Source organism: uncultured Flavobacterium sp. (genome assembly GCF_951805225.1).
Lineage (GTDB): Bacteria > Bacteroidota > Bacteroidia > Flavobacteriales > Flavobacteriaceae > Flavobacterium.
This window is the reverse complement of record NZ_OX638201.1, coordinates 5056108-5081109: the sequence shown is the minus strand read 5'-3', so window position 1 is coordinate 5081109 and position 25002 is coordinate 5056108. Positions and strand designations below refer to the sequence as shown.

The window sequence follows — 25002 nt, the reverse complement described above, 5'->3', positions numbered from 1 at the left end:
AGGTCAATTGTACGCAGGTCAATTGTACGCACGAAACTACTTTTATAAACTATGAATATCAAAGAAAAATTCGGATTCAAAGTCAAAGAACTTCGAGAACAAAAAGGATACTCAATCGAGTATTTAGCCAATATTTCCAACGTTGACAGAAACTACATTTCAGATATTGAAAAAGGTCAACGAAATGTTTCAATAGAAATAATAGAAAAAATAATTACCGCTCTTGACACTGACTTTGGGGCTTTTTTTAACGATAACAATTTTAAGAAATGAAAGAGATAATATCAATTGATGAATTTGATGGGAAAAAATTTAAAATTCGTTTTGTCGAAGAAGATGATAATCGAAAAGCTGTTTTAACTCATTATTTACATAATTATCATAATGGAGTTAAAGATCATTTTGAAGAAGAAGCTACAGTATATTTAAAACAAATTGTTGAGTATAAAAATGAAGAAGAAAAATTAAATATTCTTTCTGATTCTGCATTACAACATCTATTATTTGAAGTTGAAAATGTACCTTTTCCAACTCCTGAAAATTATAGTTTTAAATTTATTGATCTTTTTGCTGGAATTGGTGGATTTAGAATGGCATTACAAAACTCTGGTGGAAAATGCATATTCACCAGCGAATGGGATAAATTTTCACAAATAACTTATCGTGCTAATTTTGGAGAAACACCTTTTGGAGACATAACAAAAGAAAGCACAAAAGCATATATCCCTAACGAATTTGATGTTTTATGTGGAGGATTTCCTTGTCAGCCATTTTCTCATGCTGGTTTAAAAAAAGGATTTGAAGATACAAGAGGAACATTGTTTTTTGATGTTGCCGATATTATTAATAAGAGAATTGAAAACGGAAATCCAATAAAAGTAATTTTCCTTGAAAATGTAAAAGGATTAAAAAATCATGATAAGGGTAATACTTTAAAAACCATTTTACGAACGTTTGATGATTTAGGATACAATGTTGAAAAAGAGGTTTTAAATTCTAAAAATTTTGGATTACCTCAAAACAGAGAGCGTATTTTTATTGTAGCATGGCTGAAAGAAACTGAAAGAGAATTCAAATTCCCTTTAGGGATTGATGAAAACGGAAATATAATTTTTGATTCAAAAGATATATCAAAAGTTAAAAAAACAAAAGTCGGCGACATATTATCCAATAAAGTAGATCCAAAATATACTATTTCGGATAAGCTCTATGCGGGCCACATTAGAAGAAGAAAAGAACATGGAGAAAAAGGAAATGGTTTTGGCTTTTCTTCTTTCAACAAAGATTCTAATTATACAAGTACAATATCAGCGAGATATTATAAAGATGGTAGCGAAATTTTGATTGAACAAAAAAATAAAAACCCAAGGAAATTAACTCCCAGAGAAGCTGCAAATTTACAAGGATACCCTGACAACTTTATTATTCCTGTATCAGATAATCAATCTTACAAACAATTTGGGAATAGTGTATCTGTACCTGTGATACAAACTATTTTTAATGAAATTAAAAAGCAATTACTATAACATTATGCTTAAAAACTATTCAGAATTAGCACAAACACTGGAAGAAAAAATAAAAAGTATTGACTTTTGGCCAGAAATAAAATTTGATACTACAGATAAAGAAAATCTGAATGAATTAGAAAGCATCATACTAGTCAATGATCATTCTTTACAATTAAAAATTAAGGATAATCATGTTATTTTACCAAGTCAATATATTTTATATGCTGTAAGTATTAAAGCACTAGCATTATCTGTAAAGCAATTTTTAGATGCTTTTGAAAAGCTAAAAACAAAGTTTAATACAGTAGAGATTTGCGAAATGATAATCAATAAAAGTCTATCTTTTTCTACTTTAGATTTGGATGATTACAGTAAAAAAATTGGGCCAGAAATATTCTTTAATCCAAGCTTTAATCTAGGTGCTAAATCAATAGTAAATAAAGATAAAAAAGGAAAATATACATTAAGAGGGACTGCTGATTTTTTTAGTTCAATTATCTTAAAACCAATCAACATTCCTCAAGCTAGCTCCTCAATTTTAGGTAGCTTCATATTTAATTTATGCGAAAACATAGAATTATATAATTATCTGGAACGAAAATTCATTAATAAAATTCCATACATAATTAAAAATGATATAACCAAAGTTTTCGCGAGAGAAGTATTCTCTTTTCTTTATCAGTACGACAACTTGAACGCGATAGAGGATACAATTGAAAAAAATAAAGACTCCAACTTTACATCTATCAAGAATGATGGAATTAGTTTAACAAGTATTTTCAAAACATCTACAGAATTACTAAATCCTACTGATCTATCTTTTGAAGATGGTAGACTAAGATATTTTACCGAGCCGTTATTCATAAATGATAATAAATTTTATTATTTTTCTACTGAATGGACAAATGGAAAAGAGCGTCGATTGGATCTTGTATCTTTAAAAAAACTTATAGACAAATTTTATCCTGAATTTGAACTTACAAGTGAAGATTCAGTTCACTTACTTCTTAGTAAAAGACCCGAAATTATTTCAGAAGAAAAATCAACAACCGCAAAAAATATCATTTTTTATGGTGCGCCAGGAACAGGAAAATCTCATAAAATAGATACAAAAATTGAAGATTTAGATAATCATTTTTTTGAAAGAGTAACTTTTCATCCTGAATTTGACAACATATCTTTTATAGGTGGATATAAACCAAGATCAGTAAAAATAAAACATGAAGACGAAGGCGGAGAATATTTCGAGACTGAGATACACTATGAATTTGTATCTCAATCTTTTACAAGCATCTACGAGCGTGCGTGGAAAGATTTAGACAATCCATATTATTTAGTGATTGAAGAAATCAATAGAGGTAATTGCGCCGAGATTTTTGGAGAAATCTTCCAATTATTAGATAGAACCTCAAAATATACCGTTTCTCCATCCAAAGAATTACAAGAATATTTAGAAGGCTCATTCAAAGACAAAAATCATTTAGGTATTAAAAATGGTTTAAAACTACCTAAAAATTTAAGCATTTTAGCTACAATGAATACTTCCGATCAATCCTTATTCCCTATGGATAGTGCATTTAAAAGACGTTGGGATTGGGAATACATTCCTATATGCTACGATCCTACTGATGATTTTGAAAACAAAAACGAATCTTATTATTTTGAAATTGACATAGAAGATGGTAAAAAATATAGTTGGATTAAATTCATTGAAAAAATAAATTTAAATCACATCAATGATAATAAATCATTAGGTATGGATAAATGTATTGGGAATTATTTCATTAAACCTGACATTGAGAATACGATTTCATTAAAACCGTTTATTAATAAAGTGATTTTTTATTTATGGAATGATGTTTTTAAAGATGAAGACAATAACGTTTTTGAAGAAAACAGTTCTTATGAAAATTTCTTCCCTATCAGTAAAAATGGTAAAAAGAAAATCAAAGAATTATTTGATAGAATTGAATTAAACCCAATCCCTTAATCAAAGGGGAAAGAAGATGATTCTAAAGCAAGTCAAACAGCAAAAGATACTGAAAAAATAGAGGCTTAAAAAAATGAAAATCCTAATTGAGAACGAAATATATCCAATAAAACTACTTCAAGGAGTATTCGATGATCCAAAGTTTTACAAACAAAACGGTTTGGATGGAATAATTACGTCGGTAGGATATTATCATTCATTTGAGAAAAACAGCTTGGTTTTTATGCTCCCAAAAGTCTTTATGGAAAACAAAGAGAAAACTGTATTTGGTTGCGAAAAAATTGAGTTAGTTGACTTAATTGAGAATGAATCAGTAAAACATAAAACTCAATATAATTGGGTACGCCAATTATCAATACATTTCTACAATAGTTTATCTGAATTTAAAAAAAGATCTAGGGACACATCTATAATTCATAATACTGAAACATTTGAACTTAATACTAATTTAGGTGATAAGGAATATTCTTTTCTAGACTTATTATTAAGCTTTGTGAATTTCTACAAAAAAAATAAACAACAAATATTATTCAAACATATAGAGTTTATTTCTAATCAAGCTAAAAAACCAAAATGGGAAAAAACAATTAGAAAGTCTTTACCTATTTTAACAAATGGGAAAAAACCTATGTACATTGAAATAACTAATAAGAAAAAAATAACAAACACAGAAGAAGAACTACTAACTTATTTTTTTTCCATACTAAATCATCTAAATACCCAACATAATCTTAACCTTAAAATTGATAAAGCATTCAATCTTATAAAAGGAAAATCTTTTGACAAATTGTGCCTAAATGGTAGTGCTAAACTTAGAAAAATAAAATATCGATATTTTAACGATACTTTAAAAAAAATGTATGGTTTGTGTGCATTATATTTTTCTCAATTTGACAAAAGTAGTATCAAAAGAAAAAGAGAAGATTTTCTTGCTATTAGTAATTATAATCTAGTGTTTGAAGATATGGTTGACAAATTATTTTCGAATGAATTAAATAATCTTGAAGTAGATGGTATAACAATTGACAAGTTAAAGCACAATGATGACGGCAAAATTATTGATCATATTTATGATTATAAATCCTTAATTGATACTAGTGATATCTTCTATATTGGAGATTCTAAATACTATAAATCAGATAATACAGCAGGAAAAATATCCAAATACAAACAGTTTACTTATGCAAAAAATGTAATTCAATTCAATATTGATTTACTTAATAAAAACAATCAAAATCACATTGGTAATTTAAGGTATAGGGATGAAATAAGCGAAGGCTATAATATTTCTCCGAACTTCTTCATTTATGGTTATATAGATGATATTTCAAATTATAACACACATTCAATAACAAAAAAAGGAAGTCCAATATCTTCATATCATTTTATACAACGATTATTTGATAGGGATACGTTATTTGTTCATCAATATAAAATTAATTTTTTATACGTTTTAAAGTCTTATACAAATTTTAATGAGTCCGAAATTCAAACATTTCGAAAAGAAGTAAAAGAAACATTTCGAAATCATTTTTTAGAATTTTTCAACAATAATAAAGAATGTGATTTTGAGTTTTATGAATCAAAACTTAATCAAAGAGAATATTCAGCTTTTATTGAGAAAAACTTTAAGAGACTAAATGGTAAATGCTTCTGTACATTAGATAATCGTTTATTACTAGCCAAACATAGGGAAGATACAACAATTGAGGATTTACTAGATTATTTTATAAAAATAAAAGAATTAGATTAACTTTAATTCAAAAATGTAAATAACATAACTTTCTCTCACTACCATATAATTAATAAAACACTACTAATTATTAAATTTAAATATGGATGTCCATAATCCAGAACAACGCTCCAAAAACATGCGTGCCATCAAAAGCACTGCAACAAAAGCCGAAGTAACGTTGGCAAAAGCATTATGGAATCTAGGTTATAGATATAGAAAAAATAACAAAACAGTCTTCGGCAAACCGGACTTTACTTTCAAACAATTAAAAATTGCCATTTTTGTAGATTCAGAATTCTTTCATGGGAAAGATTGGGAAACTCGAAAAAAACCACAAACCAATCCTGAATTCTGGATCAAAAAAATTGAACGAAATATGCAACGAGATATAGAAGTCAATACTTATCTGGAATCTCAAAACTGGAAGATTTTGCGTTTCTGGAGTAATGATATCAAAAAGAATTTGAATTCTTGTATTCTTGAAATTCAAAACGCAATTGCAGAAAAACAAGTTTAACAATCGCGACGGAGTTTCTTGCGGAGATTCATCATTCTTCGGAATGACAAAGCGGGCGAAAAAAGGAAACAATCAGAAAAGAATAAAAATAAAAAAAGCCACTGTGAAGTGGCTTTTCGTTTATTATAGTTTAATCATTTACATCCAAATAAGGATTTAAGATTTCGGCTAGTTCATTGAGCCAGAAATAACCTTCTTTAGCTGATTTTAGATCGATTTGCATGGTTTCGCATTCTCGCATTAAAGACATCGCGAGAAGATAATTTACTTTTCGGATTGCTTTTGCGAAACTTTTAGGATCTGTCGCTTGGTTGAAAAATTCGTTTAACCGCAATTCGGTTTCTTTTGAAAGGGTGTTTAGACTCATAATCTGAAAGTTTAGGTAATATAAAACCCGTATGGGTTAGCTGTCCTACGCCTTTCAGAGCGTTGCAGTTGTTTCCAATACCGCCAGCGTACCACACGGGCAAAAATTTAGTCAAGTTCATAATCTGAAAGTTTTAGGACTGCGAAGATACCAAAAAACGTCTTGGTTTGTACGGGTTTTCTTTGTTGATTTTAAAAGTTGTGAATTTTCAGTTTGTTTGTTGTTGCGGGACTTCGACTTCGCTTAGTCTGACAATTGGAATGAAAACGTGACGGAGTTTCTTGTGTGATTTCTCTCTTCGCTCGAAATGACAAACTCTACAAGATTTCTTCGTTATAAAATGATAAACTCGGCTTAAAAAAAGCGTAATTATTTTCTTAATGTTTTATTAACTCACTTGTGTTTTCATTCTAAAAAAGATAGCTTTGAGAAACAATCATTAAATATAAACCCATATGAAAATTCAAATCAATACCGACAAGAACATCGAAGGACACGAAAGATTAGAAGCTTATTTTTCTGGAGAATTAGAAAAAGGTTTAGCGCGTTTTGAGGAAAAAATAACCCGCATCGAAGTACATTTTGGAGATGAAAACGGAGAGAAATTCAGCTTAAACGATAAAAAATGTGTGATTGAAGTTCGCCCAGTAAAATTACAACCCATAACGGTTACAGAACACTCTGATACGCTTGAAAAGGCTTTTAGTGGTGCGCTGGCTAAAGCAAAAAAATCACTTACGACGACTTTCGAAAAACAGAAAGCGTTTTAATTTATATACCAACAAATACAAAAATGGCATTATCTGAGATTTAGATAATGCCATTTTTTTTTTATATCTAATGCTTTCTTCTCTTTTTAAAAATTTCAAAAGCTTATGCTTATTTTTTGTCATTTCTGTAAAGGTTAGATATTTCGGTAACAAAATTTAACTTTAATAAATTTTGTTACGATGAGAAATAATAGTCAGGATTCCACTTTAGAACGAAACTATTTAGAGAAGTATCGTTTTTTAATAAAAGAATATGAGCAGGTAAAAAATAAAACTCATCCTTTGTATAAAAAGGTAATGGATTTTTATGCAGCAAATGACACTTGCCGCAAGAGTTTTTTAAAGTATTATAATCGATATAAGCAAAGTGGGAAATCATTGGATCTGCTTCCTCAGAAACGAGGTCCCAGATATAAAACCAGAAGACCGCTAGCTTTTATAGAGCAGAAAGTAATTGAATTACGAGAAAAAGGAAACAACAAATATGAAATTGTTAGTATCTTAAGGCCCAAATTAGGAAAGCATACACCATCATATTCTGGAGTTTATAATATTTTAAAACGTAATAAAATCAATAGATTAACTCCGAAGATTAAAAAGAATCATCAAAAAATAATCAAGGAAAGAATGGGAGAACTTGGGCATATTGATTGTCATCACTTAAGTAAAAGTATCATAAGAGGAGAAAGTAAAAAACGATATTTAGTTTGTGTAATTGATGATTACAGCCGGATTGCCTGGGCTGAAGTGATTCCTGATATTACCGCTTTAACCGTTATGTTTGCCACATTAAAATGTTTAAACATCCTGAGTGATCATTATGAGATAAAATTTGAAGAAGTATTGTCTGATAATGGACCTGAATTTGGAATCAAAACAAGTAAACAAAAATATCAGCATCCTTTTGAGAGAATGCTGATGGAATTAGGAATTACTCATAGGTACACAAAACCTTACAGACCACAGACAAATGGCAAGGTTGAACGTTTCTGGAGAACTCTCGAAGATGATTTATTAAGGGATACGGATTTTGATTCTCAAGAAGAATTAAAAGAAGAGCTATTGCAATATTTATATTATTATAACCATGAAAGACCACATCAAGGTATTGACGGAAAAAGACCAATTGAAATGATAAATCCGTTACCGAAATAAGTGACTTTTACAATTTCGACGAAGGAGAAATCACACGAGAAACTCCACAAACAAATGACTCAATCTTTGTCGATCATCGAATGTGATTTCTCCTTCGTCGAAATGACAAAGATTGTGGTTACTCAGATGTTAGATCTTTTTGATTTTTATTCAAAGTCTCTTATCGTTTATTCTTTGTGAACCTCTGAAAAACCCTTAGAAAATAAAATTAAGATAATAATAACGCTTTTCGCTATTGTAAGAGGTAAATTTGCAGTCCCAAAAAACGAACTTAATTCTTGAAGGAAAACAAGCGAATTGATTGGGATTCTCTATAATAATTTTTTAAAATAAACTCATGAAAAAGCAACTACTCGTATTACTAACCGCAGTTTTGTTAAGTTTTGGCGTAAATGCACAAGTAAAATCATCTGAAACAAATGTTCTGATTTTGATTTATTCTCAAAACGGTGGAACGTATAAAATGGCAAAAGCTATTGCTGAAGGAATTCAGGAATATCCAAATACAAAAGCAACTATAAAACGTGTTCCTTCGATAAATGCAAAAGAAAAACTAAACGCCGATGTAGAGAAATTGCCAATTGCAACGATCGAAGAATTGGCAAATTATGACGGAATCGCTTTTGGAAGTCCGGTGCATTTTGCAAATATTAGCGCTGATATGAATTATTTTTTCAGTCAAAGTATTCCGCTTTGGACTTCTAGAACTTTAGAAGGAAAACCAGCAACTGTATTTATGTCGGCTGGATCCGGAGCAGGAAAAGAAGCTGCGATTTTATCTTTCTGGAATATTCTTGCTTCTCACGGAATGATAATCGTGCCTACAGGAATTATGGGAACGGCAACTTTGGACAAAACGGTTCCGCAAGGAAATACTCCGTTTGGGGCAACTTCATTGGCTGGATCGCCTGTTGGAACTCGTCCGTCGCCAAGCGAATTGAATTTGGCTAAAGAACAGGGAAAAGCTTTGGCTAGAGCAGCGTCTGGATTGAAAAATACTGAGAATATAAAAACTCTAAAAACAACTTCTACAGAAACTAAAATCGATATCAACAAAACTTTAAAAGACAATAATATCGTTCTTCCTGAAGCTCCAAAACCGGTTGGGAATTATGTTCCGTTTACGATTTCTGATCATAAAGTATACATTAATCAAGTAGCTTTGAAAGACGGAAAGATCTTGAATCCAGGAAAAGTTGGTGCAACAGTTACAGACGAACAAGCCAAAGAAGCAACGTATCAAACGATGTTAAACGTTATTGCGGTTCTAAAAGAAGCTTGTGGTGGCGATTTGAACAAAGTAAAACAATGTGTGCAATTAACGGGATATTTTAATACTACTCCAGAATATACGCAACATGCTGCGCTTATGAATTCGGCTTCGAATTTGACGGCTTTGGTTTTTGGTGAAAAAGGAAAACATGCGAGAGCTACAATTGGTGCGGCTTCGTTACCGATAAATTCGGCTGTTGAAATTCAGGCGATTTTTGAAATTGAATAAAAAAAGATTTTACCGCAAAGTTCGCAAAGGATTTCGCAAAGGTCGCGAAGTTTTGTAAATTATGCTTTGCTTTGAGATCGCAAAGGGATTGTGTTTAAAAATGCTAGACGCACTGCTGTGCGTCTCTACGGAAAATTGGAACGAATCTCATATCATAAAACTACATTTCTTTGTTTACGTGAGCGTGAGGGATAGAGCTATCCGCCGCGGCGGAAGTGATAGCCTGACAGCAATAAAAAAAGGGACCGACTAAGCGATTGCATAGTTGACCCCTTTTTTTATTGGTGGCACGCCCAGATTATTATTGGCGTTATATTATGATTTTGGCAATGGTGCTCCAACTGCAATATCGCAACGATGTCCAGGTTTTCCGTGCGCTGGATTCATTCCGTCAGCTACTGCTTCTTCGGTACTTAATAACGCGGGAACTGCATTATTGGCCGGCGGCGTAACAGTAAAACTTTGTGTCGTATTTGAGCCTTGCGCAGAAGTCGCAGCAACTGGCTTCGCTACCGGAGAATTTAAAGGCGCTCCAACAGGAATATCACATCTGTGTCCCGGTTGACCATGCGACGGATTCATTCCTTTGGCCACTTTTACCGGAGCCGCAGTTGTTGTAGTGACTACTTGTTGCTGGCTTGGATTCATTTGAACCGTTTGTACAGGTTGCGCATTTGCAGTTTGCCCTTGTTGCGTTGGTGCTGAATTTAATGGTGCGCCAACGGCAATATCGCAACGATGTCCGGGTTGTCCGTGAGCAGGATTTAATCCTTTGGTTTCTCCCAAAACTGTATTTGGATTTGTTGCCGGCATTTGAACTACCGATTTCGTTTTTGCTGTGTCTTTTGCCAATCCTAATTTAACTAATTCAGAAGTTGGTGTGTTTTCTTGTGGTTCCAATTCCTTTTTGCAGGAAACAAAAAGTAGTGAGGAAATGATTACGGAACTGATAAGTATTTTTGGATTCATGATGTCTATTTTTAAAGCACTCAAATATACTAAATCATCTTATACCATATAAGTGTTGTAAGTTAATTTAAGTTTTGTGCAAAAATATTGCCCGCGGATTTTACGGATCGAACGGATAATTACTGATTTTTTTCTCATTTTATGTCATTTCGACGAAGGAGATATCACACTCGTAACTCGACAAAGATTGGCTCTATACTATGCGGAGTTTCTAGTGTGATTTCTCTCTCCGGTCGAAATGACAAATATTGGGTTTATGTTGCTTTCAACGGATTAAAATCCGTTGCTACAAAATGGACCGTTCCTTCGGAACTTTTCAATCTTTGGCTTTAAAATAAAACTTTGTGACTCTGCGTCTTTGCGCAATTAATTTCATTTGCCTATAACGGATTGAAATCCGTCTCTACAAAATGCACCGTTCCTCCGGAACTTTTCAATCTTTGACTTTAAAACAAAACTTTGCGACTCTGCGTCTTTGCGCGATTAATTTCATTTGCCTATAACGGATTGAAATCCGTCTCTACAAAATGCACCGTTCCTCCGGAACTTTTCAATCTTTGACTTTAAAACAAAACTTTGCGTCTTTGCGCGATTAAATTTAATGAATAATTTTATCTGCGTCTTATCAGCTTAAATCTCCAAAATCTGCGTGAAACCTTCTATCGTTTAAAAATCATTCTTACCTTTAAACTCAAACAAAACCTATTATGAAAAAATCAATTCTACTTCTATTATTCGTTGCTTCTTTTGCAAATGCGCAAACTTCTGAAAAAGACAAAGTCAATCAAACTATCGATGCTTGGCATAAGGCTGCCGCCGATGTGAAATTTGATACTTATTTTAATTTAATGGCTGATGATGCGATTTTCATTGGAACGGACGCTACTGAAAACTGGATTAAAAAAGACTTTAAAGTATGGGCAAAACCTTTTTTTGACAAAGGAACAACTTGGAATTTTACGGCTCTTGAACGTCATATCTTTTTTGATAAAACCGGAAAAATTGCATGGTTTGACGAATTGCTAAATACGCAAATGAAAATTTGTCGCGGTTCAGGTGTTTTGGTAAAAGTGGGGAAAGAATGGAAAATTCAGCATTATGTTTTATCAATGACGATTCCGAATGATGATATTGATGCCATCATTAAAGTAAAAGCGCCAATCGAAGATGTTTTGATTGCAAAGCTTCAGAAAAAATAAACATTTTTGAACTTTGTTCTTATAATCCTAACTTTTCTAGCACTTTAGCGAACTCGGTATCAATTTAATTATAATATAATTGACAATATTAATCCTATTTTGGAAGTTCAAAATAAGATTGTCTCAAAAAAATGGTTCGAATTTTACAATATTGACTAAAATAAAAGCTACACCTCTATTTTATTAGCCCTTGAAATCAAAATCTTTATTTTTTTTTAACTTTGACCCCAAAAAAAATAGGGTTAAATAAAGTATTTGAAAAATGAAAATAGAAAAACGCTGGATCATTTCCTTTATTATTATAAGTATTGTTTGTATTACCGGCGCATTTTGGCCAACTGTTACTCAAAATAGTTATGTATTGTCTGAATTTGGCACAACCGATCATATCGTTCCTGCCGATGTTGCCTGGATGTTAACTTCTTGCTGTCTGGTTTTGATTATGACACCGGGATTATCGTTTTTCTACGGAGGAATGGTAGGTAGAAAAAATGTGATTTCGACCATGTTGCAAAGTTTCATTTGTTTGGGCGTTGTCACTCTTTTATGGGTTGTCGTTGGTTTTAGTCTGGCTTTTGGTGATCCTGTAGGATTTGGTTCCGGAGATCATTTTTATAGCTTCTTTGGCAATCCAACAACTTTTGCTTTTATGGATTATGTGGGCGTTTTGCCTCATAAAAAATTAGCAAGTACGATTCCGTTTATGTTGTTTGCTTTGTTCCAAATGAAATTTGCGATCATTGCTCCGGCAATTATTACAGGTTCATTTGCAGAGCGCGTTCGTTTTATATCGTATTTATTATTCATTAGTTTGTTTACCATTTTTATTTATGCGCCTTTGTGCCATTCGGTTTGGTATCCAACAGGAATTTTAGGAACTTATTTTGGCGTGAAAGATTTCGCCGGAGGAACTGTTGTACACATGAGCTCAGGATTTGCAGCTCTTGCGGGAGTTTTGGTTTTAGGAAAAAGAAAAAATAGCGCTCATATACCAACCAATATTCCGTTTGTATTATTAGGAACCGGAATGTTATGGTTTGGATGGTTTGGTTTCAACGCTGGTTCTGCTCTTGCTGCCAACGGAACTGCTGCAATGGCTTTTGCAACTACAACAACATCATCAGCCGCTGCGATGTTAACGTGGGTTTTCTTTGATCGAATGAATGGCAGAAAAGTTTCGGCTCTTGGAGCTTGTATTGGAGCCGTTGTTGGTCTGGTTGCTATAACGCCAGCCGCAGGATTTGTGTCGGTTCCTGAAAGTATGTTTTTCGGATTTATAACTGCTTTAGTTTCAAATTCTGTTGTAAACTGCCGTTTCTCTAAAAGATTTGATGATACGCTTGACGTTTTTGCCTGTCATGGTGTTGGCGGAATTATGGGAATGATCTTAACGGCAATTTTCGCTCATGGCGAAGACGCAAGTTTACTTCACGGCGGATGGAATGTTTTCGCACACCATATGATGGCGCTGGTTTTAGTTTCGATCTTTACTTTCTTCGGAGCTTATTTATTGTTTAAAGTAACCAACTTCATTATTCCGCTTCGTGTTTCTGAAGAAAATGAACATATTGGACTTGATTTATCGCAACACGATGAAACTCTTGATCCAAAATTAAAACCTATTACTGAGGCACATTACGGATAAATATATATTTACAGTATAAAATTAGCCACGAATTCACGAATTAATATTGAAATAAGCAACAATTAAAATTCGTGAATTCGTGGCTAATAAACATAACTGGTGTAGTCCCTACAGGACATCTTTATTGGGTCTACTAATCTGATTTTCTACCGACATTTAACTCCTAACGGAATAGTAACAGAATATTTTAAAAAATCTTTTTAATCCGTGTAATCTGTGGCAAAAAATTCGTGCTAATTCATGGAATTCGTGGCTAATAAACTTTAAACGTGTTTCGGCTATTTTCATTCGTTTATATTCCTTAATTTTGCTGAAAATTTTTGTAAAAGTGGGAAGTAAAAATAAACTAAAAAGATTCAGAGAAAACGAAACGTTTCAAAACGTTTTTCAACCAACCAGAGAAGAAGTTGTAGGCGATTTAATGCCTTTGAAAGGGAAATGGAACTCTGATTTCTTTAAAAATGACAATCCATTAGTTTTAGAATTAGGATGTGGAAAAGGAGAATATTCTGTTGGATTAGCAGAAAGATATCCTAACAAAAATTTTATTGGAATAGATATTAAAGGTGCTCGTTTCTGGAGAGGTGCAAAAACCGCTGTAGAAAACGGTCTACATAATGTTGCTTTTATTCGTACTCAAATCGAATTAATCAATCATATTTTTACCGAAAATGAAGTGGATGAAATCTGGATTACTTTTCCGGATCCACAAATCAAATACAAAAGAACAAAACACAGAATGACTAATTCGGAGTTTTTGAAATTGTACAAAAGAATCCTTAAAAAAGACGGTGTCGTAAACTTAAAAACCGACAGTGAATTCATGCACGGTTATACTCTTGGATTGCTTCACGGTGAAGGACACGAAGTTTTATATGCAAACCATAACGTATATACAAACGAAGGAAGTCCTGAAGAAGTTACTGCTTTCCAGACTTTTTACGAAAAACAATATTTAGAAATTAATAAGGCAATTACGTATATTCGCTTTAAAATTAAAGACTAATTTTAATTTTAAAAACGATTTTTCAAACCCATTAAATAACTGAATGGCATTACTTACCCCATTACTTTCAGGTTTTCTTGCCGCTTTCATTGGGATTATTCCCCCGGGATTAATCAACATGACCGCAGCCAAAGTAAATTTGAAAGAGGGCAAAAAGAATGCTTTATGGTTTGTTGCCGGAGCCATTTTGGTGATCTTTTTTCAGGTTTCTCTGGCCGTTTTATTTGCTCAGGTAATTGATAATCGTCCGGATGTTGTAACGCTTTTACGCGAAATTGGTTTTGTTATCTTCTCAATCTTAACGATTTACTTTTTGTTTTTTGCTAAAGAACCAAAAGCCAAAAAATCCAAGATAAAAAAACACAGTAAAAAAAGTCGTTTCTTTTTAGGAATGTTGCTTTCGGGTTTGAACTTTTTTCCAATTCCATATTATGTGGTTGTGAGTGTTACTTTAGCTTCTTATCACCTTTTTGCATTTGAAAATAACATTATTTTTACTTTTGTTTTCGGATCTGTTTTGGGTTCTTTTGCAGCATTATACAGCTACATTGGTTTCTTTGGAAAAATAGAAAAGAAAACCGATTATATCATGCGAAACATGAATACTATTATTGGTAGCATCACAGGATTAATTGCCATTGCAACGCTTTTTAATATTCTGAGTTACTATTTCGGTTAATTTTAAAAGTATGGCTGAAGATAATTTTTTCGAAAGAGTTTATGCAATCGCCAGACAAATTCCATACGGAAAAGTAACTTCTTATGGCGCTATTGCGAAAGCTTTAGGAACCGCACGTTCTGCCCGAATGGTAGGTTGGGCAATGAATGCCTGTCACAATATGGATGATGTTCCTGCGCACAGAGTTGTAAACAGAAAAGGTCTTTTGACTGGAAAACACCATTTTGACGGAACCAATTTAATGCAGCAACTTTTGGAAAGCGAAGGCATTGTTGTAGAAAACAATCAAATTATAGATCTCGAAAAACACTTTTGGACACCTGAAATTGAATTTTAAAGGTTTTCACCATATAAGCTATTTAAGTTCATTTAATCGTGACACTTATTCTTATGTCTGAAAATCTGTAATGCGCAATCTTTGTCAAAGTTTAAAACTTTGACAAAGATTCTGAAACTGCTTTAAGTCCAAACTAAAATGAACTTACATAACTTATATGGTTCAAATTCTAAATCAAAGAAATCACGAAACTCGTTTTATCTTCATCGGTTTGGTAGCTTAAATAACCGCCGTGGGCTTCAATAATATTTTTCGAAAGTGTTAATCCAATTCCGGCGCCGTCTTTTCTGGTGGTGAAAAATGGCAAGAATACTTTGTCTCTAATTTCCTGATCGATTCCTTTTCCGTTGTCCGAAATGACTATAAAAAACCTATTATTCTCTGTATAACTGGATAAAAACATTTTCTTTTCGCTCTTTTCTTTTAAGGCATAAATACTGTTTGTAATTAAATTAATAATCACTTGTTCCATCTGATTTTTATCTATCAAAATAGAACGCGAACTATGAATTTCGTTAATCAATTCAATATTTTCTGCTTTTAAAATCGGATCCATAATTCGGAGGCAATCCTGAAAAAGCGCATTTATTGGTGTCATTATTTTTGTTGGCGTCGGAAGCATGGCTAATTTTCGATAATTCTCGACAAAAACCTGCAAATGATCGCTTCGATTAATAATGGTCGAAATACTACTTTTGATATCATCAAAATCGTCGTCTTCTAGTTTATCCTGATCAACAATGTGGAGTAAATTTTGCGAAAGCGCACGAATTGGCGTTAGGGAATTCATTAATTCATGCGAAATAATCTTCATCAGATTAATCCAGGCTTCTTTCTCTTTTTTCTCAATTACACGCTGAATACTATCCAATAAAATTATAAAATACTCTTTATTGTATGTTTTTGCGTGTGAAGTTTGCAACATAAAAGTCTGCAAATCCTGTTCTTCTATTTTAATCGAAATTGCCGATTTTAAATCTGTAAAACCAACATTTTCGACTTCTGAACAAAGCGATGGCAGATAGTTTTTAAGATATTTCCAATGACTGACTTTTGGAACTTTAAATAAGTTCGAAAAACAATCGTTCATCAAAAAAATATTCCATTCGTCATTTTCTTTTTCTAAAATTAAAGTCGCTGTATCAATACTATTCAAAATAGATTGGTAAACAAGTTCTTTTGAAGTTTGTTCTTGTTGTCGCACTTTTAAAGCGTCATAAAGAAGATACAAACTTTTGAAACTTTCTCTTTTATTGGCTTCCGGAAAATTAGTCGTAAAATCATTTTTTAATATAGATTGTAATGTTCTGTCATAAAACGATAATCTGTTTTTGACAAAAAAGTACATTTCAAACAACATTACAGCGCCAAAAAAACCAACTAAAAACGCATTGTAATAAAACATTTTATAGATTAAATAAACGCAAAAGAAAAAGAGCATCATTACAAATAATACTCTCACAAACAATGCATTATAAAACTTCCAGTTTTTCATTATTTTATTTTTTTCTTGCTAATTATTTAACCGCAAAGTTCGCAAAGGATTTACGCAAGGTTCGCTACAACGGCTTTGCGAACTTAATACAGCCAATTACAAACACAGCAAAAAAAAAACTTTGCGTGCTTTGCGGTAAAATCATACTGCGCTTAACCATTTTTTAAATCGTATTTTTCGATTCTTCTGTATAATGCAGCTCTTGACAAACCTAATTCTTCGGCTGTTTTACTGATGTTTCCGTTGTGTTTAAATAAGGCTTTTTCGATAACATTTCTTTCCATTTCAGATAATGGATTTTCGTCGTTTTCCTGAAAATCTTCAAAGTTCAAAATGTCTAAATCCTGTACAGAAATTGTATTATTATCTGCTAAAATCAAGGCGCGTTCGATCTTATTTTCCATTTCACGCACATTTCCTTTCCAGGGATATTTTTCTAAATATGGCGCTACATTATCTTCAAATTTCCAGTTTTCCTGATTGTATTTTTCGGCAATCTGATCTAGAATAAAATGAGCCATCGGAACAATATCATCTTTTCGTTCGCGTAATGACGGCAAATGAATTTCCATTGTATTAATTCGGTACAATAAATCTTCGCGGAATGTTTTGTTTTTGACCTCAGCTTTAATATCACTATTTGTTGCTGCAACAATTCGAACATTTAATGGCCTGACTTTGCTTTCGCCCAAACGCGTAACTGTTTTGGTTTGCAGAACATGCAATAATTTAGCTTGCAAATGAAGCGGAATATTCCCAATTTCATCCAGAAAAATAGTTCCGCCTGACGCCATTTCAAATCTTCCGGGTGTATCTATTTTTGCATCTGTAAAAGCCCCTTTTGCGTATCCAAAAAGTTCACTTTCGAATAAATTATCACTTAAAGAACCTAAATCAACGTGAACAAAAGGTTGATTTTTACGTTCTGAATTCTCATGAATAAACTCCGCAAAAACATATTTACCAGTTCCGTTTTCGCCTAAAATCAAAACATTTGCATCGGTTTTAGCCACTTTTTCAGCAATTGAATAAGCTTGTTTTATTTTCTGTGAAGTTCCAACGAAGTATCTTTTTTCAGTTTTTTCGACAACAACTTTTTTGGTGTTTTTTCTACTTTCGACAACCGCTTTATCTATTATCTCCAATAATTTTTCGTTATGCCACGGTTTTAAAACATAATCAAAAGCTCCAATTTTTATTCCTTCAACGGCAGTTTCAATTTTACCAAATGCGGTCATTAAAATCACAATTGTTTGTGGCGAAAGTGTTTTAATTTCTTTTAGCCAATGTATTCCTTCTCGCCCATCTTCAAAACCAATTCGGTAATTCATGTCTAACAAAACCACATTTATATCATTTTCACTTAAAAGCGAAATGATTTTTTTTGGACTATTTGTCGTGAAAATAGTTTCAAAATGCTTTTTGAGTATCATTTTTGCCGAAAAAAGAATTTCTTCCTGATCGTCAACGATTAATATTTGGGCTTGTTTTTTTCGCATGCTGTCTCTTTTTGTCCGATATCGAACGGTCAACTGTTCATTATCGAACAGTCGTTTTTTTAACTGGTTTTCAAAGCTTCTTTAAAATCAAGGCTTTACAAATAATAAATTTTATGGCACAGTATTTACCTATTGACTATCAGTAAATTATTTAAAAAATGGACACGGTAATCCCTCGTAAAAATAGAAAATTTAGATATCTGACAATAGCAATTGCTGTTTTTTTAGTTTTGGCTGTTATTATCTTTTTCTCCTTTAGCACAAAAAGAAGTCTGAATGTAAAATCAGATGAACTTTCTATTCAAAAAATCGAAAAAGCTTTTTTTGAAGATTTTGTTGTTTTTCAGGCTAAAGTTGAGCCTTTAAATGTAATGTTGGTAAATGTTACTGAAGGCGGATCTGTTAAAGAGATTTTTGTCGAAAATGGCGCAATGGTTACCAAAGGACAATCGTTGGCGCGTTTATACAATCCAAATACGGAACTTAATTACCTGACTCAGGAAACGGCAATTATTGAGCAAATCAATAATTTGAATACGGGAAAACTGAACATTAGAAATCAGGAATTAAGTCTTAATAAAGATTTGGTTTTAATCGAACATGATTATAATGACGCCAAAAGATTATATGATATGAACGCCAAATTATATGATAAAGATGTGATTTCAAAAAACGACTGGAATACTTTTAAAGAAAGTCTTCGTTTTCAGGAGGAACGCAAAAGAACGATTCAGCAAAGTATTCAGAAAGAAAAACAAACGAATCAAATTCAGATTTCGCAAATAAATCGTTCGATTCAAACTATGGAGAAAAGTTTGGATATTTTAAGAAACAACAAAAAGAACTTCTTAATTACTGCTCCGGAAACTGGTAGATTGACTTCATTTGAACCTGTTTTGGGTAAAACCTTTCAGGCTGGAGAAAGCATCGGAAAAATAGATTCAAAACGCGGTTACAAACTTACGGCTGATGTTGATGAATTTTATCTGGAAAAAGTTCGCGAAGGTTTAAAAGGTCAAGTCGAATTTAAAGGAAAAACTCTTGAAGTTTTAGTTACGAAAGTAATTCCTGAAGTTAAAAGTGGTCATTTTACTGTAGAGTTGGCTTTTACATCTAAGGAAGAAATTGTTTTACAAGACGGATTAAGTTTTGGAGTGAAATTAATCTTGTCCGAGAAGAATAAAACTTTGGTTATACCAAAAGGAAGTTTTAATCAGGAAACCGCAGGGAAATGGATTTTTGTAGTTAAAGGCAATAAAGCCGAAAGAAGAAACATAAAACTAGGCAGAGAAAATCCTTCGTATTATGAAATTCTGGATGGCTTAAAAGAAGGCGAATCTGTAATTACTTCGTCGTATGCTGATTATAAAGACATTGAGGAGTTATCCATTAGTAGTTCGCAGGCGCAGTAAATTTGTTTCAGGTTTAAAGTTTCAGGTTTCAAACCCAATTTACAATTAACGATAAGTTTCAATCATCAATCAAATCATCAATACCCAATTAATAATTAATAATCAACAATTTACAATTAATAATTAATTTCAATCATCAATCAAAAAACATAATCATCAACAATTAAAACCTTAAAAAATATGATAACAATTCAAAATTTAACCAAAGTTTTTAGAACTGAAGAAGTAGAAACCTCAGCTTTGAGTGGCATTAATTTAGAAATTAAACAAGGTGATTTTTTAACTATCATGGGACCTTCTGGTTGCGGAAAATCGACTTTATTAAATATCATTGGTCTTTTGGACGGCGCTTCTGACGGAAGTTATAAATTATTAGGTCAGGAAATGATTGGCTTAAAAGAAAAAGGAAGAGCTCAGGTTCGTAAAGAAAATATCGGATTCATTTTTCAGAATTTCAATTTGATCGATGAGCTTTCTGTTTATGATAATATCGAATTGCCGTTGCTTTACAACAATGTAAAAGCATCTGAAAGAAAACAAAAAATTGAAGCTATTGCTGAGAAATTAAATATTTCGCACCGTTTGAAACATTATCCTCAACAACTTTCTGGAGGACAACAACAAAGGGTTGCTGTTGCAAGAGCTTTGGTAAATGACCCGAAAATCATTCTTGCCGATGAGCCAACCGGAAATCTGGACAGTAAGAATGGTAATGAAGTTATGGAACTTTTGACTGATTTGCATGCAAAAGGTGCCACAATTTTAATGGTTACACACTCTGATTATGACGCTTCGTTTTCGCAAAAAACGATTCATATGAAAGATGGTGTTATATTCTCTGAGCGATTAAATCAGAGAAATGTAGATGTTTTTATGGACGCTAAATAATTTTAAAATGATCAACTTTATTATCACTGTAATCACTTTCCTGGTAGGTTTTGTTTGCAAAATATTGGCTATTATCTAAAACTAATCAAAGAACTATAAAAAAATAAGCAATGATTTTTAACTGGTTTAAAATATTTATTTATCATTTAAAGCAAAACAAATTGTTTTCGTTTTTAAATGTCCTTGGCTTAAGCATTGGAGTTGCGGGAGTTATTTTTGCAATTTTATATTGGAACAACGAAAACTCATACGATCAATGGAATCCTGAAAAAGAAAATTCTTATCAGGTTTTGAATGTAATTGGTGGAACCGGAGATACTTGGGCAACAAGTTCAATTCCTTTTGGAAGAACCTGTAAAGCAACGATTCCGGAAATTGAACAAATTTGTTTTTTAAACATTTGGTATGGTGAGTCTGTTATAAAATATCAGAATCAAAAAGTAATCGATAAAAAAATCATGGTTTCTGATGAGAACTTTTTTGATTTTTTCCCTTTTCCAATTATAAAAGGAGATAAAAAAGCCATCTTAAAAGAGAAAAATAGTGTTGCTATTGCGGAAGAACAAGCGAATCTACTTTTTAAAAATGATGATCCAATTGGAAAATCAATTTCTTACAATGATAAATCTTATATCGTAAAAGCTGTTTATCGCATTGTAAAACCGTCGTCTTTTGAACCAAATTATGTTTTTGGCGGACTTGTGCGTGAACAGGATTTCAATCAATGGGGAAATTTCAATTATGGTTTGATGATTAAAATCAAAAAAGGTGTTGATCCTGCTTTAGTTTTAAAGAAAATGCATAATGTCAATTTTGTAAACAGAACTTTAAAAGATGCTAAAGAAAGTGGTCAAACTGTGGCGCAATACATCAAAGAAAATGGCGAAATCAAAGTTATTCTTGATCAGTTAAAAACTTTACACCTGCATGGCACAAAAGCTTCCGGAACTACAACTCCTGAAGGAAAAGGAAATCTACAGCTTCTTTACATAATGGCAGGATTATCTGTTTTGATTTTGATTTTGTCGCTTGTAAATTATATCAATTTAGCAACAGCTTCGGCTATAAAACGTGCCAAAGAAGTAGGTGTTCGTAAAATTGTTGGCGCAAGCAAAAATCAAATTATTGCTCAGTTTATTTTTGAAACTGCTATTATTGTTGTTTTGGCAATTATTTTTGCGCTGGCAATCGTAGAACTTTCTTTGCCTTATTACAATACCTTTTTGAAGAAATCTTTGACTATGAATGGCGGCGAATTTTATCTGCAGCTTCTTTTAATATTTGGATTAGTAATCATTCTTGCAGGTATTTTTCCAGCCGTTTATATATCGAATTTTGAAACTTTGAAGGTTTTAAAAGGAAACTTTTCAAGAAGCAAAAGTGGTATCTGGATTAGAAATTCAATGCTTATTTTTCAATTTGGAATTGCAGCTTTTTTCATCATTGGTGCCTTAATTGTAAATTCTCAGGTTGATTATATGATGAATAAAAATCTTGGTTTTAGCGGTGATCAGGTTATCAGAATTCCTTTTAAATCTACCGATTATAACCATAAGGCTCAGAAATATTTTACTGCAAAACAAGAAATCGGTAAAATGTCAGGAGTTGAGGATGTTTCTACTTTTGCGGGTACTTTTGGGAACAGCACAAACTCAAGTTCCGGTTTTACACACAATGGTGTTTTTGTTCAACCACGAAACGTAGAAATGGATTTTGGTTTTCTTGAAATGATGAAAATTAAAATTGTCGAAGGCCGAAATTTATCTTCTAAATTCGCTTCTGACACTATTGATAATTGGTTAATAAATGAAACTCTGGCTAAAACATTAGGACTTAAAAACCCTATAAATACAGTAATCACATCAGGTTGGGGAAATGAAAAAGGAAACTTAAAATTTAAAGTGGTTGGTATTGTCAAAGACTTTAATATTACAGGACTTCAAAATAAGGTTCCGCCAATGGTTTTTATCAATATGAAAACTTTAAAATGGAATAACTTTGATAATGTTTATGTAAAAGTTTCTCCAAATAATCTGACTGAAACTTTAGCTAAACTAAAAACATATTGGGAGAAAAATGTAAATCCTGATTATCCTTTTGATTATGAATTTGTCAATAAAGGATTTGCTAAAACTTATGAAGAACAAGTAAAACAAAAGGATTTGTTTTTCATTTTGAATCTTGTTGTAATCATCATTGCCATTTTTGGATTGTTTGCTTTAGCATCTTTCTCAATGGAAAGAAGATTAAAAGAAATTGCGATCAGAAAAACTTTGGGCGCAGAAACAGATGTTTTATTAAAAGCATTATCGAAACAGTATGTTCTGTTTTGCTTAATAGGATTTGGTATCGGAATTATTCCGGCTTATATCTTATTGCAAAAATGGCTTGAAAATTTTGCTTTCAGAATTGGCGTTTCGGTTGTTCCGTTTACTATTGCATTGATTTCTTTAATGGTTCTGACTTTACTAATTGTCTTGACAAAAGCTTATCAGGTTACCAAAATAGATATCTTAAAATACTTAAAATACGAATAAACTTGTAGACCATTTTTTTTAAAAGAAACCCGCCAGACTAATAAAATCTGGCGGGTTTTTCTCTTTAATATCTGACTAATAAATGTTTTATTTTGCAGCAACAGAATCTGATGAATACAGTAATTTATCTAATTGTGGATCTCTGTCGTATACATCAGGATAAAAACCAATTTCGCCATCATCATTTACCCAAGCTGTAAAATAACCTATATAGATTGGAATCTTATTTTTAAGCTTGCAAGTCGTTTCTTTTTCGCCACTCATTGCCTGATTTATTTTATCAACTGGCCAATCCGGATCGTCTTTTAAGATTTCGAGTGCCAGATTTTTTGCTTCTTTTACGTTGATACAACCGTGGCTAAAAATACGTTTTTCAAATTCAAATAAACTTTTTGCCGGTGTATCATGAAGGTAAATATCATTAGGATTCGGAAACATGAATTTAACTAATCCCAACGAGTTTTTAGGCCCTGGTTTTTGTCGAACATTCCCTCCATTCCATTCCATATTATGATCTGCGAGATAGTTTTTATCTTCGGCCATTTTGAGTTTTAGCTCATTTTTAATAATACTTTGCGGAACATACCAATACGGACTAAATACAATTCTATCCATCATTCCGCTAAAGATTACTGTCTCGGTCATTCTCGTTCCCACAAAAACATCTGATACTAAATCATATTTTCCGTTTTTAACATAAACCAACCTAAACGATGGTATATTCACCATTATATATTCGTTTGCCTGTGCCAGATTTGCCGGTATCCAGCGACAACGTTCCATATTTAGCATTATGGTTTTAATTCTTTTACCAATTGGCTCATTCATTTGATTGATATGATCTCTGGTTAAAGTATAATTTAAGGTGAGTCCGTATCGTTTTTTGTATTTTAAAATACCTGCCATCATTTCCTCGTCATATACATCTCTTTTAGAATCTTGCGCCAAATCTCCCACAACAAACAAACGTTCTCTAATTTGTTTTACTGCAACGCCACTATCAAAAGGTTTTAAATCTTTGTAATTTGCACTATCAATTTCTATTTTCTTCCATTGATTGTTTTTTTCGATTGTACGGTATTTTTTCAAGACTGCTTTAAGCTTATAATATTGTCCATACAAAAGATTCTCGTCTTTGTTTAATCTTGCTGGATCAACCATAAGAGAATCTAATATTTTGGTATAAGAAATTGTTTTTGTCGGCAAGAACCAACCAATCTTTTTTAAAGTAGCGGGATCAACTCCTGAATAAACATTGCTGGCATAAAACACATACATATTAGACAGCAAAAGTTCTGTGTCGATTTGAGGTAGATCTTCGGTTACATTTTCATTAAAAACATCGTCTATCAAATCTCTGTAAGGCATTGTAGCTTTGATTCCCTGCTCATTTAGCTGTTTTACTTTGTGATACAATAAAGATCCAAATTCACTAATATTTCTATCATCATACCAAATCGACTTAAACTCTTTCTTTTTATAAAGGTCTAAAACGTCATTTTGGTATTTTTTTAGTTTGGGATATTTTTTATAAAAATCATTAATTGCGCCCTCAGTTACAGCAAGATTCAAAACATAATTTTTATCGAAAGTAACACTTTCAGATTCCGTTGTTTTATATTTTAAAGGGATTTTTTTTGCTGAAGATTCAAAAGAAAACATCAAAAAACTAACGGTAATAATTACAGATAAAGAAGTAAAATTTCGCATATTTTTAGATTTAAAATTTAGAAAATAATTTCACTTAAAAATATCGAAAACTCGTAATTCACCCACAAACAAGCTTTCGCATA

At 32.2% G+C, this 25002-nt stretch carries 21 protein-coding genes; 16 read left to right on the top strand and 5 right to left on the bottom strand.

The genetic code is table 11. From position 1 onward, the window contains the following. The first annotated feature begins 51 nt into the window (after positions 1–51). The 5 genes from WN975_RS21135 to WN975_RS21115 all read left to right on the top strand — a co-directional run bounded on the left by WN975_RS21135 (position 52) and on the right by WN975_RS21115 (position 5750). Positions 52–273, top strand: a complete 222-nt coding sequence (locus WN975_RS21135) for a helix-turn-helix transcriptional regulator (RefSeq protein ID WP_026982691.1) — start codon at positions 52–54, stop codon at positions 271–273. Further along, positions 270–1526 (top strand): DNA (cytosine-5-)-methyltransferase, encoded by a 1257-nt coding sequence (dcm, locus tag WN975_RS21130; protein ID WP_337968210.1) that lies wholly within the window; start codon positions 270–272, stop codon positions 1524–1526. The genes WN975_RS21135 and dcm overlap by 4 nt, the downstream gene beginning before the upstream one ends. Then, positions 1501–3498, top strand: coding sequence for an AAA family ATPase (locus WN975_RS21125; RefSeq protein WP_337968209.1), 1998 nt, complete (start codon positions 1501–1503; stop codon positions 3496–3498). The genes dcm and WN975_RS21125 overlap by 26 nt, the downstream gene beginning before the upstream one ends. 73 nt (positions 3499–3571) lie before the next feature. Continuing rightward, positions 3572–5251, top strand: a complete 1680-nt coding sequence (locus WN975_RS21120; protein ID WP_337968208.1) for a hypothetical protein — start codon at positions 3572–3574, stop codon at positions 5249–5251. Positions 5252–5333: 82 nt separating this feature from the next. Further along, positions 5334–5750, top strand: a complete 417-nt coding sequence (locus tag WN975_RS21115; protein WP_337968207.1) for a very short patch repair endonuclease — start codon at positions 5334–5336, stop codon at positions 5748–5750. A 130-nt stretch (positions 5751–5880) separates the two neighbouring features. Here WN975_RS21115 and WN975_RS21110 read toward each other — a convergent pair whose 3' ends face one another. Then, positions 5881–6117, bottom strand: a complete 237-nt coding sequence (locus WN975_RS21110; RefSeq protein ID WP_337968206.1) for a hypothetical protein — start codon at positions 6115–6117, stop codon at positions 5881–5883. A 455-nt stretch (positions 6118–6572) separates the two neighbouring features. Between WN975_RS21110 and WN975_RS21105 the strand changes: the two genes are divergently transcribed. The 3 genes from WN975_RS21105 (at position 6573) to wrbA (ending at position 9543) form a co-directional block, all read left to right on the top strand. Next, entirely contained in the window at positions 6573–6887 is a 315-nt protein-coding gene (locus tag WN975_RS21105) for an HPF/RaiA family ribosome-associated protein (protein ID WP_099710424.1), read from the top strand. Positions 6888–7067: 180 nt separating this feature from the next. Continuing rightward, complete coding sequence (locus tag WN975_RS21100) at positions 7068–8042, top strand: integrase core domain-containing protein (protein ID WP_337964803.1); 975 nt, start codon at positions 7068–7070, stop codon at positions 8040–8042. A 337-nt stretch (positions 8043–8379) separates the two neighbouring features. After that, entirely contained in the window at positions 8380–9543 is a 1164-nt protein-coding gene (wrbA, locus tag WN975_RS21095; protein ID WP_337968205.1) for an NAD(P)H:quinone oxidoreductase, read from the top strand. 315 nt (positions 9544–9858) lie between these two features. On the opposite strand, the gene WN975_RS21090 is transcribed toward wrbA, so the two are convergent. Further along, positions 9859–10512 carry a hypothetical protein gene (locus WN975_RS21090; protein ID WP_337968204.1) on the bottom strand — a complete coding sequence of 218 codons (654 nt, stop codon included), beginning with the start codon at positions 10510–10512 and terminating at the stop codon, positions 9859–9861. 707 nt (positions 10513–11219) lie between these two features. Between WN975_RS21090 and WN975_RS21085 the strand changes: the two genes are divergently transcribed. The 5 genes from WN975_RS21085 to WN975_RS21065 all read left to right on the top strand — a co-directional run bounded on the left by WN975_RS21085 (position 11220) and on the right by WN975_RS21065 (position 15378). Then, positions 11220–11711, top strand: coding sequence for a nuclear transport factor 2 family protein (locus WN975_RS21085; RefSeq protein WP_337968203.1), 492 nt, complete (start codon positions 11220–11222; stop codon positions 11709–11711). A 262-nt stretch (positions 11712–11973) separates the two neighbouring features. Then, on the top strand, positions 11974–13356 hold the full coding sequence (locus tag WN975_RS21080) for an ammonium transporter (RefSeq protein WP_337968202.1): 1383 nt from the start codon (positions 11974–11976) through the stop codon (positions 13354–13356). Between the two features lie 328 nt (positions 13357–13684). Beyond that, positions 13685–14362, top strand: a complete 678-nt coding sequence (gene trmB, locus WN975_RS21075; protein WP_337969011.1) for a tRNA (guanosine(46)-N7)-methyltransferase TrmB — start codon at positions 13685–13687, stop codon at positions 14360–14362. Between the two features lie 43 nt (positions 14363–14405). Continuing rightward, on the top strand, positions 14406–15041 hold the full coding sequence (locus tag WN975_RS21070) for a LysE family transporter (protein ID WP_337968201.1): 636 nt from the start codon (positions 14406–14408) through the stop codon (positions 15039–15041). Positions 15042–15051: 10 nt separating this feature from the next. Continuing rightward, the gene (locus WN975_RS21065) at positions 15052–15378 is read left to right on the top strand and encodes an MGMT family protein (RefSeq protein WP_337968200.1); all 327 of its coding nucleotides are present in this window, start codon (positions 15052–15054) and stop codon (positions 15376–15378) included. A 169-nt stretch (positions 15379–15547) separates the two neighbouring features. On the opposite strand, the gene WN975_RS21060 is transcribed toward WN975_RS21065, so the two are convergent. Both WN975_RS21060 and WN975_RS21055 read right to left on the bottom strand, forming a co-directional pair. Next, complete coding sequence (locus tag WN975_RS21060) at positions 15548–16873, bottom strand: HAMP domain-containing sensor histidine kinase (RefSeq protein WP_337968199.1); 1326 nt, start codon at positions 16871–16873, stop codon at positions 15548–15550. 152 nt (positions 16874–17025) lie between these two features. Continuing rightward, positions 17026–18372, bottom strand: coding sequence for a sigma-54 dependent transcriptional regulator (locus tag WN975_RS21055; protein ID WP_337968198.1), 1347 nt, complete (start codon positions 18370–18372; stop codon positions 17026–17028). Between the two features lie 158 nt (positions 18373–18530). Between WN975_RS21055 and WN975_RS21050 the strand changes: the two genes are divergently transcribed. The 3 genes from WN975_RS21050 to WN975_RS21040 all read left to right on the top strand — a co-directional run bounded on the left by WN975_RS21050 (position 18531) and on the right by WN975_RS21040 (position 23209). Continuing rightward, on the top strand, positions 18531–19784 hold the full coding sequence (locus WN975_RS21050) for an HlyD family efflux transporter periplasmic adaptor subunit (protein ID WP_337968197.1): 1254 nt from the start codon (positions 18531–18533) through the stop codon (positions 19782–19784). A gap of 180 nt (positions 19785–19964) precedes the next feature. After that, positions 19965–20672 carry an ABC transporter ATP-binding protein gene (locus WN975_RS21045; protein ID WP_337968196.1) on the top strand — a complete coding sequence of 236 codons (708 nt, stop codon included), beginning with the start codon at positions 19965–19967 and terminating at the stop codon, positions 20670–20672. Positions 20673–20782: 110 nt separating this feature from the next. Next, on the top strand, positions 20783–23209 hold the full coding sequence (locus WN975_RS21040) for an ABC transporter permease (RefSeq protein ID WP_337968195.1): 2427 nt from the start codon (positions 20783–20785) through the stop codon (positions 23207–23209). 87 nt (positions 23210–23296) lie between these two features. Here the strand turns inward: WN975_RS21040 and WN975_RS21035 are convergent, their stop codons facing one another. After that, the gene (locus WN975_RS21035; protein ID WP_337968194.1) at positions 23297–24919 is read right to left on the bottom strand and encodes a L,D-transpeptidase family protein; all 1623 of its coding nucleotides are present in this window, start codon (positions 24917–24919) and stop codon (positions 23297–23299) included. Positions 24920–25002 lie beyond the last annotated feature (83 nt).